The organism is Acinetobacter sp. Z1 (assembly GCF_024296945.1).
GTDB classification, from domain to species: Bacteria; Pseudomonadota; Gammaproteobacteria; order Pseudomonadales; family Moraxellaceae; genus Acinetobacter; species Acinetobacter beijerinckii.
The window spans coordinates 380,617-395,613 of sequence record NZ_CP101115.1; the positions used below are offsets into that span (position 1 = coordinate 380,617).

The 14,997-nt window shown below is 39.2% G+C and carries 14 protein-coding genes; 11 read left to right on the top strand and 3 right to left on the bottom strand.

Annotated elements, in window-relative coordinates; translation table 11 throughout:
• The first annotated feature begins 1 nt into the window (after position 1).
• The 11 genes from NGC85_RS01760 (at position 2) to NGC85_RS01810 (ending at position 11,517) form a co-directional block, all read left to right on the top strand.
• On the top strand, positions 2-1,024 hold the full coding sequence (locus tag NGC85_RS01760; RefSeq protein ID WP_254804656.1) for a PilW family protein: 1,023 nt from the start codon (positions 2-4) through the stop codon (positions 1,022-1,024).
• A gap of 1 nt (position 1,025) precedes the next feature.
• Complete coding sequence (locus NGC85_RS01765) at positions 1,026-1,751, top strand: pilus assembly PilX N-terminal domain-containing protein (protein ID WP_254804657.1); 726 nt, start codon at positions 1,026-1,028, stop codon at positions 1,749-1,751.
• Positions 1,752-1,762: 11 nt separating this feature from the next.
• A complete protein-coding gene (locus NGC85_RS01770; protein WP_254804658.1) occupies positions 1,763-5,914 on the top strand; it encodes a pilus assembly protein in 4,152 nt (1,383 codons plus the stop codon).
• A 226-nt stretch (positions 5,915-6,140) separates the two neighbouring features.
• Positions 6,141-6,650 carry a type IV pilin protein gene (locus tag NGC85_RS01775; RefSeq protein WP_277559550.1) on the top strand — a complete coding sequence of 170 codons (510 nt, stop codon included), beginning with the start codon at positions 6,141-6,143 and terminating at the stop codon, positions 6,648-6,650.
• Positions 6,651-6,811: 161 nt separating this feature from the next.
• Entirely contained in the window at positions 6,812-7,069 is a 258-nt protein-coding gene (gene rpsP / locus NGC85_RS01780; protein WP_034710927.1) for a 30S ribosomal protein S16, read from the top strand.
• Positions 7,070-7,085: 16 nt separating this feature from the next.
• Positions 7,086-7,634: a ribosome maturation factor RimM gene (gene rimM / locus NGC85_RS01785; protein WP_005052147.1), complete on the top strand. Its 549-nt coding sequence runs from the start codon at positions 7,086-7,088 to the stop codon at positions 7,632-7,634.
• Positions 7,635-7,680: 46 nt separating this feature from the next.
• Positions 7,681-8,421: a tRNA (guanosine(37)-N1)-methyltransferase TrmD gene (trmD, locus tag NGC85_RS01790; RefSeq protein WP_254804659.1), complete on the top strand. Its 741-nt coding sequence runs from the start codon at positions 7,681-7,683 to the stop codon at positions 8,419-8,421.
• A 230-nt stretch (positions 8,422-8,651) separates the two neighbouring features.
• The gene (gene rplS, locus NGC85_RS01795; RefSeq protein WP_005052144.1) at positions 8,652-9,023 is read left to right on the top strand and encodes a 50S ribosomal protein L19; all 372 of its coding nucleotides are present in this window, start codon (positions 8,652-8,654) and stop codon (positions 9,021-9,023) included.
• Between the two features lie 219 nt (positions 9,024-9,242).
• Positions 9,243-10,136, top strand: coding sequence for a tRNA pseudouridine(55) synthase TruB (truB, locus tag NGC85_RS01800; protein WP_254804660.1), 894 nt, complete (start codon positions 9,243-9,245; stop codon positions 10,134-10,136).
• A gap of 5 nt (positions 10,137-10,141) precedes the next feature.
• Positions 10,142-10,918, top strand: coding sequence for a TSUP family transporter (locus NGC85_RS01805; RefSeq protein WP_167539075.1), 777 nt, complete (start codon positions 10,142-10,144; stop codon positions 10,916-10,918).
• Between the two features lie 152 nt (positions 10,919-11,070).
• Entirely contained in the window at positions 11,071-11,517 is a 447-nt protein-coding gene (locus tag NGC85_RS01810) for a hemerythrin domain-containing protein (RefSeq protein ID WP_005052141.1), read from the top strand.
• A 38-nt stretch (positions 11,518-11,555) separates the two neighbouring features.
• On the opposite strand, the gene NGC85_RS01815 is transcribed toward NGC85_RS01810, so the two are convergent.
• The 3 genes from NGC85_RS01815 to serA form a co-directional block, all read right to left on the bottom strand.
• On the bottom strand, positions 11,556-12,422 hold the full coding sequence (locus NGC85_RS01815; protein ID WP_005059867.1) for a DMT family transporter: 867 nt from the start codon (positions 12,420-12,422) through the stop codon (positions 11,556-11,558).
• A gap of 92 nt (positions 12,423-12,514) precedes the next feature.
• The gene (locus tag NGC85_RS01820; protein WP_254804661.1) at positions 12,515-13,396 is read right to left on the bottom strand and encodes an EamA family transporter; all 882 of its coding nucleotides are present in this window, start codon (positions 13,394-13,396) and stop codon (positions 12,515-12,517) included.
• 105 nt (positions 13,397-13,501) lie between these two features.
• A complete protein-coding gene (serA, locus tag NGC85_RS01825; protein WP_254804662.1) occupies positions 13,502-14,734 on the bottom strand; it encodes a phosphoglycerate dehydrogenase in 1,233 nt (410 codons plus the stop codon).
• Positions 14,735-14,997 lie beyond the last annotated feature (263 nt).

Below are 14,997 nucleotides of genomic sequence, written 5' to 3' on the forward strand. Positions count from 1 at the left end.
AATGAAAAAAAGCTTTCAAAACATACGTCGTTACTCGGATAGTCAGTCTGGTTTTACATTAGTAGAGCTAATGATTTCGATTGCACTAGGAGTTATAATTGTTGCTGCCGCCATACAACTTTTTATTACTGGAATCACCAGTTATAAACTACAAAAAGCAATGGCACATATTCAAGACAATGCGAGTTTTGGTTTAAATTTCATTGTGAATGATATTCGTCAAGCAAATTTAAGTGCTCCTACCTCAGCTGTGAATGACCAAATTGCCTATGCAGGTATTATTCTTACATCAAAAAATATAGGCAAAAAAGTTAACTTAAATTGTCAAAGCTGTTTGAGTGAAAATAAACTAACGACCTTTGGAAACTCCAATGTTGCGACTATAAAAAATGATCAATTGATTATTCGTTATCAAGCACCTCAAGATGGTTTTGACTGTTCTGGTAATACATTGTCAAAGAGTACTTTTGTTGTTCAAAGATATTTTGTAGGTGAAACCGCAAGAGATACACGCCGTTCTTTACGCTGTCAGGCGGCGCAATATACGCAAACTCAACTCAATAATATTAAAGAAACAGACACTCCCTTAGCGCTAGATTGGAAAGACAGCCAAGTCATTTTACCCAATGTTGATTTTTTTAAAGTGCGATTTGGGTATATGGATGGCGATCTAGCTGATGCAAATAGCACCCTCGCTTACACAGATATTAATAGTTATTTGGCATTAACCCCAAAGAAAAAAAATGTGGATGGAATAGTGCAATCTGTACGCCCTCATATCCATGCCATACAGTTAGGGGTCTTAGTTCAATCTTCTGAAAGTACTGGTAATCAGGCTGTAGTGAGGGAAAGAAATAAGCAGTCTTTTAGGGTTCTAGGAGCAGATGTCACTCTGTTACCCGCAAATCAAGATACACATTTACGTCAAACATTAAATCAAACAGTCTCATTAAGAAATGCGATGGGCTGGATTTCAGAGGGGTGTGATACCAGTAAATCAAATACATGTAGTGGAGGGGCTTGAAATGACCCGATATGAACAAGGCTCGACTCTTATCGTTGTATTAATGATTGTATTGTTAATTACCATCGTTGGGACGCTTGCCATTCGTCAAAGTATTAGCTCCCTCAAATTGGTGAGTAATAATCAAATGCAAACTTTGTTATTGCAAAATGCCGATGCAGTATTAGTTCGTTTTCAACAACCCGAAACAACCCAACGTATTGCTGGGGCAAATGGAATTGTCGGTTTCTTTAAAAATGAAGATAACTGGAATAAAGAGCTCGTTTTTTGTTTTAAAGGAAATACGCCTTTTGATTTGTCCAATGCAAGTTGGTTGTATTGGCAAAACTCCACAAAACAAACTCAGCTCATGGCGACTGATGGAGGGGCTTGTAAAACCAATGATATTTCCAGTGGTCGATCTCAAGTTGTGACGCAAGTTCATATCAAAAGAGCTGCATCTGCTACACAACCTTTTGCTGATTTGGCTCGTGGTACCGATGCGAATAATGCGAAAACTGAAAATAGTATGCGGTTACAAGTTCAAGTCACTTCAGTTATGAAGGGCTTAGTTAGCAATCCAAGTGATGATCTGTTTGATGAAAATACTGGATGTCTGAATAAAAGTATTCAGCCTCCTAGTGGTATACAGGGGTTAATCGCATGTTTAAGAGAAAAAAATATTTTATACAGTACCCAAGTAGCAGAGTACCGCTTCTTATCTGACTTTGAACCATCTGGTTCATAAGGGAGAAGATCATGAAAAATAATAAAGATAAAAAACAATCATTAAAAAATAGCTTAAAGAATAGTCAAACTAGAAAAATAGTATCACTAGGCTTTAGCTTTTCTTACTTGTTGATGATTTCTTTAAATACGAATGCAAGCGATATAGAGATTTATCGTCAAGGGAGTAGTGGTGCCAATAGTACCATTATGTTGATGGTTGATACTTCTCAGACGATGGGCTCACCGGCATTAGATATTTTAAAAGATTATCCGCTTTGTATTAGCGGGAAGGTTTTTGGTGTATTGGGTGCACTACCAGTTGTTGATGTAAAGTTGACACCACCTGCGGGTACAAATACTGAAGCTTATTGTGATGTCGTATTTCCCAAAGAAGTACTCGACTTACTTGGAACGATAGACACAATTACGGGGTCAGGGCGAAATAGCTTATTAGGATTAAAAAGTTCTTTAGACTATATGAGAGCTAGTTGTACACCATTTTCTAAGTTAGAAACGACTGAACCTCCTCGCAGTAATAAAATTCTCTCTGTGAATATTAGCTTGGGTGAGGGTTATCGTTGTTATAGCCGTTTGTCTCGAATCAGAATCGCAGTCAAAGAAGTATTGGATGGTAATTCCACTAAGGGTATTGAAGCTTTACCAAATGGCACAGTGATAGGTTTATCTAGTTTTCCTGCAAAAAAAGGAAATGACTTAAACCAAAAAGCAGGCATGATTTTGGTTCCTGCCCAAGCCCTAGATGATAATCATCGTGCAGCTTTAAAACTGGCAATCAATGGTTTAGCACCAAGTACTGACCCACTGGGTTCTACATTGGATAGTGTGATTGGGGTGCTAAGCAGTGTGTTAGATGGGCTAAATATCGCTGGGCTATTAACAAATGTTCTAAGTTTGATTGGTAATTTACCCTCTACTGTTTTGGCGCTGTTAGAAAATAAAGAAACCGCTACGGCAACCGCTTATGCTGAAACTGGGGCTTATTTATTGGGGAAAACGACCAAAGGAACAGGTGAGTCGTTATCTTCTTTTGAATCTCCAGTTAATAAACAAACAATTGCTTATAAATGTCTTGCTAGAGAGTTAGATAATGATTGCTCAAGATACGAGGAAACAGGGTTATTAATTAAGAGGCCTGTGGAATACAACGTTCCATCATATGGACGTAAAGAACAAGTCACGACCAACAATGGCTTATTAGGCAACCTATTAGGTCTTCTTGGATTTGGAAATAAAGATGTAATTCGTTACTACAATATTAGTGATGCAATTTATTCTGGTTATCAATATAGAGCGAGCTCTGTTCAAGTGAGTGGCGATAATTATGTCAATCCTTCCTCTATCAGTAGTCAAACCAGTGGTAGCACAACTTCTCCTAATCTATGCCAAGCACAGGGAATTTTTGTTTTAACAGGTAATCCGCCAAAGTTAGATTCGACAACGGCTGTAGATGTTCAACGTGTGATGCAAAAATCATTGGGGCAATCGCCAACAAATGATTTATCACAGTTTTGTGGTGCATCTCCAGCAGCATGGTCAAGCCGAGGAACAACAAATGCTACGTGGTCATGTATCGCAAATTATTCACAAGCTTTATTAGATAAAAATAGTAATTATCGAACACGTGTAGAAATTAAAACAGGTGTAGCAGGGATTGGTAAAGAATTTAACTATGTCCGTTTAGACGGTAACACAGTTGTTGGTGCAGGTACGGATGGCAGTATTGTTAATGATTTATTAAATACAGTTAAAGCTTTATTAAGAACAGCATTAAGCCTTGTCAGTATTATTGTAGATTTGAAACCATTACTTAATTTGATTGATATTATTTTACCAACCTCGCCTGCAAATACAGCAGATATTGAAAATTTAGCTTATTGGGGTAGGGATGGGAAAGGTGGCTGGTATACAGAAGCGAGTAAAGGCGGAATTTCACAAAGTATTTTAGAATTTACTAAACATATTGTTGATGCAAAATCTGATCCATTTATGGGATTACAAACCATTCCAGCAGATCCACTGACACCTTATCAGTTAAGTAATGATGTTTATAACAGTATCTTCGCTCCAAGTGATCAACAAAGTTGGTATGGAAATCTAAAGAAATATTCTGTTTTAAATGAGAATGAAACCAATGGTAGCAGCATTATTCGTCTCAAAGGCAGCGTTGATTTTAAAGATCAGTGGAACGGTGGCCGAGCTGAAAAAATGGATGGTTCAGAATTATTGTCTGGCGGGGCATTAGAGCAATTAAAAACGTTACGTCCGTTAAAAACAGATAGTTCGACACGTAAATTATGGATCAATCGAGACTGTAAAGAGCAAAGCGGGCAATATTATTTTACGGAAGATCAAAACCTAAAAATTATTACTCCTGATTATTTGGCAGATACAAATCAAGCGCGTTGTAATAACAATTCATCGCTCAAAGACCAATATGCGGGTTATTTAATGAATCTACTTGGGTATCAAGTAGATCCGCAATTAGTGAATGCAAATCTAATGGCACAAAGCGAGCCATTATGGCAGTTAGGAATGCCATTACACTCAACGCCTGTGAAAATTACCCAATACGCAAAATTTAATAATAATGGTGCTATAGATCGAGATGACTATATTATTTTTGGTTCTACTCAAGGCTTATTGCATGTCGTAGATGCCGATGATGGTAAGGAAAAATTCGCTTTTGTACCCAATGAAATGCTTGAAAATGCGGAACAAAGAAAAGCATTCACCAGTCAACGGCAAGGAAGTTATCGTAATATGCCCTATGGTGTCGATGGCGCTTGGACAGCATATACAGAATACGTTTATGGGATGAACGATGGGAAAATTGTTGCGACTGTTGGGCAAATAGGTTCTTCAAATAACAGGATTAAGGGCAAGCAAGTACTTTATGGTGGCTTGCGAATGGGAGGGCGTGGTTACTATGCCTTAGATCTTGCTGATTTAGACTCACCAAAATTAAAATTCCACATTAATCCTGATCAAGCTGTTGCAAATAGTCCATTAAGTTTCATGGGGCAAAGTTGGTCTAAACCAACAATTGCATACGTAAATTGGAAAGGTCAGCGTAAGCAAGTCATGTTCGTAGGTGGTGGATATGATCTTGGATATGAAAGTAAAGACTATAATCCAAGTTTATCCAAAGGTGCAGGCATTTACATGTTTGATGCAGATAATGGTGACTTACTTTGGTGGACAAGTGCGAATGCAACAACAAAAAACGATGGCAATAAAGAACATGCTTTAAAAGTTGCAACGATGCAATACAGTGTGGTGAGTAGAATTAATGTACTTGATCGAAATGGTGATGGTTTGATGGATCATCTTTATTTCGGTGATTTAGGTGGGCAGGTCTGGCGTATTGATTTGAATCCAGACATGAATGCTAGTTCTGGAAGTTTTGCTCAGTATGCAACACGATTATTTAATTTACACAAGGCAGATGGAAGTAGTCCAAGATTCTATGATGCACCAAGTTTTAGTATTTATGGTTACGAAGAGCCATTGGCAGTGTTGAGTATTGCTTCAGGTAACCGAAGTCTACCTGTGAGCGATGAACGTTCAGGGGAAATCTATAACTTGTTTGATCGTGACGTGACACGTACAGATTTATATAACTCAACATTTACACCGCTTACTAAAGATATTGATCTCAGTTCTAGTAATGCGTTACGTGGCATATTCACCGCTGATGAAGTTAGAAATAAGACCATTGATCAAGTGAAGTCACTCATGCCAAATGGTTGGGTCATTTCATTTAATCCGAATGCAAGTGTAGGTAAAGATCCTGATGCGGCACAAGGTAAGAAAATTTTAGATGAGATGGCGGTTGTAAATAAAAATCTTTATGTCAGTGTCTATAATCCAGGTGAGCAGCCAACCTGCCCAGTCCAAGTTAGAGGTGAAACCAAAGTACACCGTTATTGCTTACCCTTTGGGATATGTGAGCAACAGTTACAGTCAGGACAAGTAAATAGTTTTGTTGCTGGAAAAGGTATCGTCCCAATTAATATTGGAGCGGGTATAACTGATCCAAATTCAAAACTACAATCACGTGGCCTAATTCGTAGCGGGGCGAATAATGACGTGGGTGAGTTACCTATAAATAAAATGCGCCGTCAACTCGTGCCATTAACATGGTATGAAAATAATGAATAAAAATAAAATTCAGCAACTGAAAGATGAAGATGTGATGGGAGATCACTTATCCCATCACGCTAAGATGGTAGAGTCGAGTGCTACCCGACTTTATCCTGCTACTCGAAGCATAGCTTCTCGTCTTGCGGCAAGATTGACTGTGAGAAGAATTGCTTCGCAAGGATCTCATTCCTGCCACTACGAGCATAGCTCTCCGTCTTATATTTTTAATCTTCGCACTCGAAGCATAACTTCTCGTCTTGCGACACGATCGTGCGTTGCTCGATTTAATCGTGTCTCAGGATTTACCTTAATTGAACTGATGGTTGTGGTCATGATTGTGGCGATTCTCGCTGCGATTGCAATCCCCAGTTATGATGCTTATATTCGTCGAGCAGATTTATCAACTGCCCAGCAAGAGATGTTGAAAATTGGTGCTTTGTTAGAGAAGCATCGATCACGTAATTTTAGTTATGATGGTTTTGTTTTAAAAGGAACAGCAACAAACCAAGGCGCATATTATGCTGTTCCAAATGCGACCGATACCATGCTGCTTTTACCTTTAAATGCAACCAATGGAAGCCAAAAATTCACCTTATCATTAAATGTCGCTTCTCAAACATGGTCACTCAAAGCAGTTAGTCAAAATCCTAGAAATGATTCTCTATTGTTCACTAGCACAGGTAAAAAATGTAAGACCAAAACAGCGGCAAGTATTACTAATTCAAGTTGCGGTTCTCATTCAGAGGATTGGTAAAAGTAATATTTCAAAAGCAAATTCAAAGCTGTGGATAAATCTAAATTTAATCTTTCTTTCAAGCTAAAAATAACGTAGAATGTCGCCCTCTATTAAAGGGGTTTGAAATGCTGCCGATGGTCGGTGCAGGGATAATCCGTAAAAACTATAAGGTTGTTCTCATGGTTGTTATTCGTTTAGCGCGCGGTGGTGCAAAAAAACGTCCATTCTATCAAATCATCGTTACTGATAGCCGTAATGCACGTGATGGTCGTTTCATCGAGCGTATTGGTTTCTTTAACCCAACTGCACAAGGTAAAGCTGAAAAAGTTCGCTTAGATGCTGAACGTTTTGCTCACTGGGTTGCTCAAGGTGCTCAACCTTCTGAACGTGTTGCTTCTTTAGCTGCTCAAGCTAAAAAAGCTGCAGCTACTGCTTAAGGGTAGTAGATAACCCATGACATCAATACAGAATGTTCCCGAAGATCGGATTCAGATTGGACAGTTACGTTCAGCTTATGGATTGAATGGGTGGCTCTGGGTTTATTCTAATACTGAACCTATGAGCAATATGTTTGACTACCTACCTTGGTACATTGAGACTAAGGCAGGTTGGCAAACAATCGATGTAAAACGTTGGAAGCCACATGGCAAAGGCTTGGTTGTTGCGCTGAAAGATGTGAATGATCGCACTGGAGCGGAAAACTTAGTTGGCGCTAATATTTGGATTGCTAAATCTCAACTTCCAAAAGCAGACGTAGACGAGTATTACTGGTCTGATCTGAAAGGCTTAACTGTGTTAGGTCTCAATGATGATGAGCAAGAAGTCAATCTAGGTCAAATCTTTGAATTATTTGAAACAGGTGCCAATGATGTCATGGTCGTCAAAGCGACTGCTGACAGTGTTGATGCTGAAGAGCGAATGATTCCTTGGCATAAAGATGTGGTACAACGTGTTGATCTTGAAGCTGGTCGCATTTACGTCAATTGGGGCGTAGATTACTAATCCTTTCGAGGGGAAGTAGCGCAGCAGGAAATGAGAGGAGTCTGCGGTGTTTTTTGCAGTCATCACATTATTTCCTGAGATGTTCGAAGCGATTACAGCATACGGGATTAGCGGACGTGCAGCGAAACGTGACATCGTGCAATTAACTTGCATAAACCCACGAGATTTTGCTGAGGGCAACTACAAACGAGTGGATGAGCGTCCATTTGGTGGTGGTCCAGGTATGGTGATGATGGCTGAGCCTTTGGCGAAAGCAATTAGCCATGCTAAACAACTTGCTTCGCAAGCAGGCTGTGTTCATGTGCCAGTGGTGTATATGTCACCGCAAGGCAAAACCCTAAATGAACAGGCGGTACAACAATTCGTTGAATATGATGGTTTGGTTGTATTATGTGGACGTTATGAAGGGGTTGATGAGCGTTTAATCCAGCATTATGTTGATCAAGAATGGTCAATAGGGGATTACGTTTTATCAGGTGGTGAACTTCCTGCGATGGTGTTGCTTGATAGTATTATTCGTCGATTGCCAAATGTCATGTCTGATGAGCAATCCGCGATACAAGATTCTTTTGTGGATGGTTTGTTAGATTGTCCGCAATATACAAAACCTGACCATTTTGAAGGGTTGGATGTGCCTGAGGTACTTAAATCAGGACATCATGCCAATATAGAAAAATGGCGTTTTTTGCAGCGTTATCAACGTACTTTAGATCGCCGACCAGAGTTGGTTGAAAAAGTAGAATTGACTAAGCAGCAAATAAAATGGTTAAAAAATTCGCAAGGATAAATGTAAATACAAGTATGACTTGGACGTGCTATTCAATATAGCACTGCTTTTATCCTTGTAACAAACGAGAAGCTTAGCTTCGAGTTGCTGCTTAAACTTTGTTTAAGTTGAATAATAGGCTCCTTGGAACATATGTTCTGAGGGGAAAGTTAAACGGGAGATATGCGCTTTAGCCTCTATTCCCAGCGGTGTAAGAGACCTCTTCTCTCCCGCACATTCGGAGACTCCACATGAGTGGTAAGCATCCTTTAGTTCAAGCTGTTGAAAATGCACAGTTGAAATCAGACATTCCTGCTTTTGCACCAGGCGATACAGTTATCGTTCAGGTTAAAGTAAAAGAGGGTGAGCGTGAGCGTCTTCAGGCATTTGAAGGTGTTGTAATCGCGAAGAAAAACCGTGGTTTAAACTCTGCTTTCACAGTTCGTAAAATTTCTAGCGGCGTTGGTGTTGAGCGTGTTTTCCAAACTCACTCTCCAGTTGTTGCTAAAATCGAAGTGAAACGTCGTGGTGACGTTCGTCGTGCTAAACTTTACTACCTACGCGAGTTGTCTGGTAAAGCTGCACGTATTCGTGAAAAATTACCAGCTCGTAAACAAGGTTAATTTTAACTTTGTTTTAAAGCAAAAAAATGCGCTATTTGGCGCATTTTTTTATGGTCGTATCAAAATAAAAAATTATATTTTAAAAGTAATTAATTGCGAACCTGTGAACGATTTAGATCGAACTTTAATCTTCATCTTTGCTGTAAAAATACTGCTTTTATTAAAATTTTAGAGCTGGTTTTTTGATAAAATACGCCTTTATTGTCTGGCTTTTTATTTATGAAAAAAAGTTCTTATCGTCACTTAAGCGGGGTTTTCTTATTGAATAAACCTTTGGGTTTAAGTTCTAATTCCGCGCTTCAGAAAGTACGTCGACTTTTCAACGCACAAAAAGCTGGACATACGGGTGCATTGGACCCTTTGGCAACAGGTTTATTACCGATTTGCTTGGGTGAGGCGACTAAGTTTTCACATTATTTACTTGATTCAACCAAACGCTATCAAACGACGGTAAAGCTTGGGCAAACCACAGCCACAGGTGATGTAGAAGGTGAGATTTTACAACAAAGACCAGTACCTCATTTAACAACAGAAAGCATTGAACACGTATTAGAAAGATTTCGGTGTGATATTCAGCAAATTCCCCCAATGTATTCTGCTTTAAAACGTGATGGTCGTCCTCTCTATGAGTTAGCTCGAAAGGGAATCGAAATTGAACGTGAAGCACGCCCAGTAACGATTTATAACTTAACATTGCTTAGTTTTACCGAAGATAGTCTTACTTTAGATGTGACTTGTTCAAAGGGAACTTATATCCGTGTATTAGGGGAAGATATTGGTGAAGCTTTGGGCTGTGGTGGACATTTAACAAAGTTGCATCGTACCCAAACAGGGCACTTTGAGATTAATCCAAGTTATACCATTGAATATCTTGAAAGCCTTTCGCTAGAACAACGCGATGCTTTATTGCTGTCGGTCTATGCACCTGTGGAACATTTTCCAAGAGTTCAATTACCTGAGGGGCGTAAAAAGTATTTTGGCAATGGTCAGGAAAGTAATATTGATCATGAGGCTGCGGCTGAAGTTTTGGTTTTTGACGGTGAACGTTGTTTAGGTTTAGCTGAAATTACAGATAAAAAACGTCTTGTGCCAAAACGCTTACTCAATTTATAGGGTCATTGTCGATGGAATGGGAACTGATTCTGAGTCTAATGTTCTTTGCTTTTTGTGCAGGAACCATTGATGCGGCAGTTGGCGGTGGTGGTCTTATCCAAATTCCCGCATTAATGGGGGCATTACCGAATACATCACCGGCAACGTTGTTTGGAACTAACAAAGTTGCTTCAATCTGTGGAACCGCTTCAGCAGCGTTTTCATTTGTGCGACGAGTAAAATTAAAATGGCCATTACTCGTTGTAATTGCCATTTTTGCTTTTATCAGCTCATTCGCAGGTGCTGCATGTGTCTCTATGATTCCGACACATATTTTAAGACCTTTCGTATTGGTTATGCTGATCGTGATTGCGATTTATACCTTCATGAAAAAGCAATTTGGGCAAGTTCATGTGGATCAACGAATTACGCCAAAACTTTTGATCTTTGCTGCAATTGGTAGTCTTGCGATCGGGTTTTATGATGGTATCTTTGGACCGGGTACAGGCAGTTTCTTTATTTTCTTTTTTATTCGTTTTCTGCAAGTTGATTTCTTGCATGCATCTGCATTATCAAAAATTGGCAATTTCATGACCAATCTTGCGGCGCTGAGTTTCTTTATTCCCACAGGCCATGTGCTTTTCTCACTTGGTTTGATGATGGCAGTTGCAAATATTGCAGGTTCATTATTAGGCGTACGTCTCGCTTTGAAATATGGTAGTGGTTTTATTCGAATTTTATTTTTAATTTTAGTGAGTATTCTGATTTGCCGTCTGGGATATCAAATTATTGTGGCTGCTTGAATTTAAAGATAAATTTTCAATACAAAAACAAACCTAATTGATGCTGTTTGAAAAAAATACACTTTCTATGATGGGTATCTAGCCACATTCCACAATACGAGGATGTTTTTTAATTCTGTATTGTGGCGATTAGCCAATCATAGAGGTGAATAATGAATATATTTGAAGCACTCCGAGAAAGTCATGAGTTACAACGTAGTTTAGCGAATAGCTTGATTGAAACGAGTGGGGCAAGTGAAGACAGAAAAGAATTATTTGATTTATTAAAAAATGAACTTTATGCACATTCCGTGGCTGAAGACCGCTATTTATATATTCCTTTAATGTTTAATGATGTAGGTTTGGATATCACTCGACATGCCTTGGCTGAACACCATGAAATGGATGAATTGGTCGAGCAACTTGAAGAAACGGATATGAGTAGTCCAAGTTGGATTGCAACTGCTAAACAATTAAGTGAAAAGGTTCATCATCACCTAAAGGAAGAGGAACATAAGTTTTTCCAACAAGCTGGAAAAATTTTAGAGGAGAGTGAAAAGGAAAAATTAGGTAAAAAGTATTTAGCCGAATATCAGAAATATAAAAATGCAGATACCTAATTTTTCGTTATAACAATAATGAGCAGAGCGGAGTGTACTTACGGTGTTTGTGTTTTTTCACCACGTAAGGTCACTCCAATCGATGCGATCATGATACAGAAAAGTGCAAACCACTGAATCATGCTGATTTGTTCATGCAAGATCAGTAATCCAGCCAAAGCTGCCAAAGCTGGTGCAAGACTGGTCAGTGTTCCATAACTGAGTTTGCTTAAACGTTTTAAAGCCATGAGATCGAGTGCATAGGGAATAGCAGTGGCTAAAACGGCAATCACTAAGGCTTTGCCCCAATATTGGGTATCTAGCAAAGCAGGTGTGTTATTCCAGAGTCCGAATGGTAATAATGTCAGTGCTGACAAACCAATCGCAATTGTGAGTGCATGCATTCCGATATTTTGTTGCACAACACGATGCCCAAAATAAATATACAAAGCCCAAAACAGTCCTGCACTTAAAGCGCAAGCTGCTCCAAAATAAGAGAAATTTTCCGAGTTCGCATCGTGCCAAGGAACCATGAGTGCGATTCCAAGAATGGCAAAAACCACCCAAATATAATCACTGCGCTGTTTGATTGATAGCAGCGCTAATCCCAAAGGACCAATAAATTCAAGACCCACTGCAATACCTTGAGGTAACTTACCTAAAGACGTATAAAATAAAATATTCATACAGCCCAAAGACGCACTATATAGCAATAAGTCTCGCCATTTAAGAGATTTGAGCTTAGACAATATCGTCCAAGAACGGAACATGATTGCAACTAAAATTGTCGCAAAACAGAGTCTTAAAATGGTGACAGTGAGTGGGTCGAGAGTTGCAATAAGTTGTTTGGCAAACGAAGCGCTGATTTGATATGACACCATGGATAGAACCATGTATAGCACTGCGATCAACTGAATATTTTTCATGGCGATTCTACAAAATCAAAGTAAAAAAACCTAAAGAATAGGTTTCAAAATTATAAGTTGAAGTGGAGAGCGTAGATTGGTGATTTTTCATTTTATGTACGCTCGTTTTGCTGTCGGGCACGTTGCGTGGTAACGGTACAACCAATCGATGCAATGATAATCGTGCCAAGTGCAAGCCATTGATTCCACAATAAGGTTTCACCCAAAAAGATAAATCCTGATAGGGCTGCTACAGCAGGTTCAAGGCTCATTAAAGTACCAAAGCTCAAGGGCGTTAGACTTCTTAACGCGATCATTTCTAGGGTAAACGGCAAAGCACTGGCTAAGATCGCCAGTCCAATAAAATAATAGAGATTAGGTAATTCAAATACGCGATCAATTGCACCTGAATATACAGCAAAAGGAATGAGACATAGCATGCCGATACTCATACCCAAACATACAGTATGATTACCCGATATGCCTGATGGCTTCTGTCCTGCAATAATATAGATTGCCCAACATGCACCGGCACTTATCGCAAAAAAGACCCCCAATAAATCGAGTCCGTGTTGAGCTTGTTGTAATGGAAACAGCAGAATTAAGCCTAAAATTGCACAGCCAACCCAAATGAAATCATATTTTTGACGTGCATAATAAAGTGCTACGCTCAATGGTCCGATAAACTCAAAAGCAACGGCAAGTCCTAAGGGTAATCGTTCAAGCGATAAATAGAACAGCGCATTCATGCCTGCAAGCGCAATTCCATAAGTAAAAATGGCTTTCCAGCGCACAACTTTAAAATTGATGGTCCAAATTTTAAAGATAACTGCCAAAATAATCGCACCAAAGAACAAGCGCATGGCAGAAACGGTCAGGACTGGAAAACTTTGAAATAGAATTTTGGCTAAAGAGCCACTGCCTTGCACACACAACATGGCAATCATCAACAGCAATACGGCATGAAGTGGTGTTTTCAACATTGAGGCAGACATCTTATTTTTTTAACATTCAGTATAATATTCACATAATAATTCAATCACCCATAAAAAAGCCACAGCATTTACTGTGGCTTTTCTTAGATTGTTCTGAATTTATAATTAGAACAATACGCGAACTCGGATTGTACCTTCAACATGGTTCAAGGTATCCAAAGCTTCTTGAGATGCAGATGCATCTACATCCATCACTAAGTAACCGATATCACCTTTAGTCATCAATGATTGACCAGAGATGTTAATCCCTTGTTCAGCGAATAATGTATTGATCTTAGACAATACACCCGGTACGTTTTTGTGAATGTGCAGTAAACGATGCTGACCATCAGAAAGTGGTAACGCGATTTCTGGGAAGTTCACCGCAGAAAGCGTCATACCTTTATCTGAATACGCAACGAATTTTTCAGCAACTTCTAAACCGATGTTTGCTTGCGCTTCCATTGTAGAACCACCTACGTGCGGTGTTAAAATCACGTTGTCTAAGCCACGAAGTGGAGAAACGAATTCTTCACCATTGGCTTTTGGCTCTTTCGGGAATACGTCAACCGCTGCGCCAGCAATGTGACCAGATTTAATCGCATCTGCTAAATCTTCAATAATCACACATGTACCACGTGCAGCATTAATGAAGATTGAACCTTCTTTCATTTTCGCGAATTGTTCTTTTTTGAAGAAATTACGCGTAGATGGGACATCTGGAACGTGTAGAGAAACCACATCCGCTGTTGCTAAAAGTTCGTCTAATGAACCCACTTGACGTGCATTACCTAAAGGCAATTTAGTCACAGCATCGTAATAGCAAACCTTCATACCCAAGCTTTCAGCTAGAACTGAAAGTTGTGAACCAATTGAACCGTAGCCAATAATACCTAAAGTCTTACCACGCGTTTCAAAAGAACCGACAGCAGATTTGTTCCAACCACCTGCATGCGTATCTTTTGATTTTTCAGGTACACGACGAAGTAATAAAATTGCTTCAGCAAGAACCAATTCTGCTACAGAACGTGTATTTGAATAAGGCGCGTTAAAAACTGGGATACCACGAGACATCGCCGCTTTTAAATCGACTTGGTTAGTACCGATACAGAAACAACCAACTGCAATCAATTTATTCGCTGCTTCAAAGATTTCTTCAGTCAATTGAGTACGCGAACGAATACCAATAAAGTGCGCATCTTTGACTGCTTCTTTCAAAGCTTCGCCTTCAAGCGCAGTTTTATGATAATCGATGTTGGTATAACCCGCCGCATTTAAGGTATCGATGGCATTTTGATGCACACCTTCTAACAAAAGGAAACGGATTTTATCTTTCGGTAGTGATAGATGTTGGTTCATTACGGCTCCGCTACAAAGGCCAAAATTTAGTTGCGGTATCATAGCATACAGCTTTGAGTTATAGATATTTCGTTTAAAATTAGCTCAGCAGAATTGTTGATATTTTTCAGTTCTTGCTGAATTTTATTGCTTATAGGGCTTCGGAAAATGAAGTATCTTGCATCCGATGCTTTATCCCTTGTGTGCTTACATGTAAAATAAACAAATACGATAATCAAGCTTGAGCATGATCAAGTTTGGTGTGTTCGCCAGCGTTTCTATAT

Excerpts from the sequence above, each read along its gene's own strand:
- NGC85_RS01760 (WP_254804656.1), top strand. The coding sequence starts at position 2 with ATGAAAAAAAGCTTTCAAAACATACGTCGTTACTCGGATAGTCAGTCT.
- NGC85_RS01765 (WP_254804657.1), top strand. The coding sequence starts at position 1,026 with ATGACCCGATATGAACAAGGCTCGACTCTTATCGTTGTATTAATGATT.
- NGC85_RS01770 (WP_254804658.1), top strand. The coding sequence starts at position 1,763 with ATGAAAAATAATAAAGATAAAAAACAATCATTAAAAAATAGCTTAAAG.
- rpsP (WP_034710927.1), top strand. The coding sequence starts at position 6,812 with ATGGTTGTTATTCGTTTAGCGCGCGGTGGTGCAAAAAAACGTCCATTC.
- rimM (WP_005052147.1), top strand. The coding sequence starts at position 7,086 with ATGACATCAATACAGAATGTTCCCGAAGATCGGATTCAGATTGGACAG.
- rplS (WP_005052144.1), top strand. The coding sequence starts at position 8,652 with ATGAGTGGTAAGCATCCTTTAGTTCAAGCTGTTGAAAATGCACAGTTG.
- truB (WP_254804660.1), top strand. The coding sequence starts at position 9,243 with ATGAAAAAAAGTTCTTATCGTCACTTAAGCGGGGTTTTCTTATTGAAT.
- NGC85_RS01810 (WP_005052141.1), top strand. The coding sequence starts at position 11,071 with ATGAATATATTTGAAGCACTCCGAGAAAGTCATGAGTTACAACGTAGT.
- NGC85_RS01815 (WP_005059867.1), bottom strand. The coding sequence starts at position 12,422 with ATGAAAAATATTCAGTTGATCGCAGTGCTATACATGGTTCTATCCATG.
- NGC85_RS01820 (WP_254804661.1), bottom strand. The coding sequence starts at position 13,396 with ATGTCTGCCTCAATGTTGAAAACACCACTTCATGCCGTATTGCTGTTG.
- serA (WP_254804662.1), bottom strand. The coding sequence starts at position 14,734 with ATGAACCAACATCTATCACTACCGAAAGATAAAATCCGTTTCCTTTTG.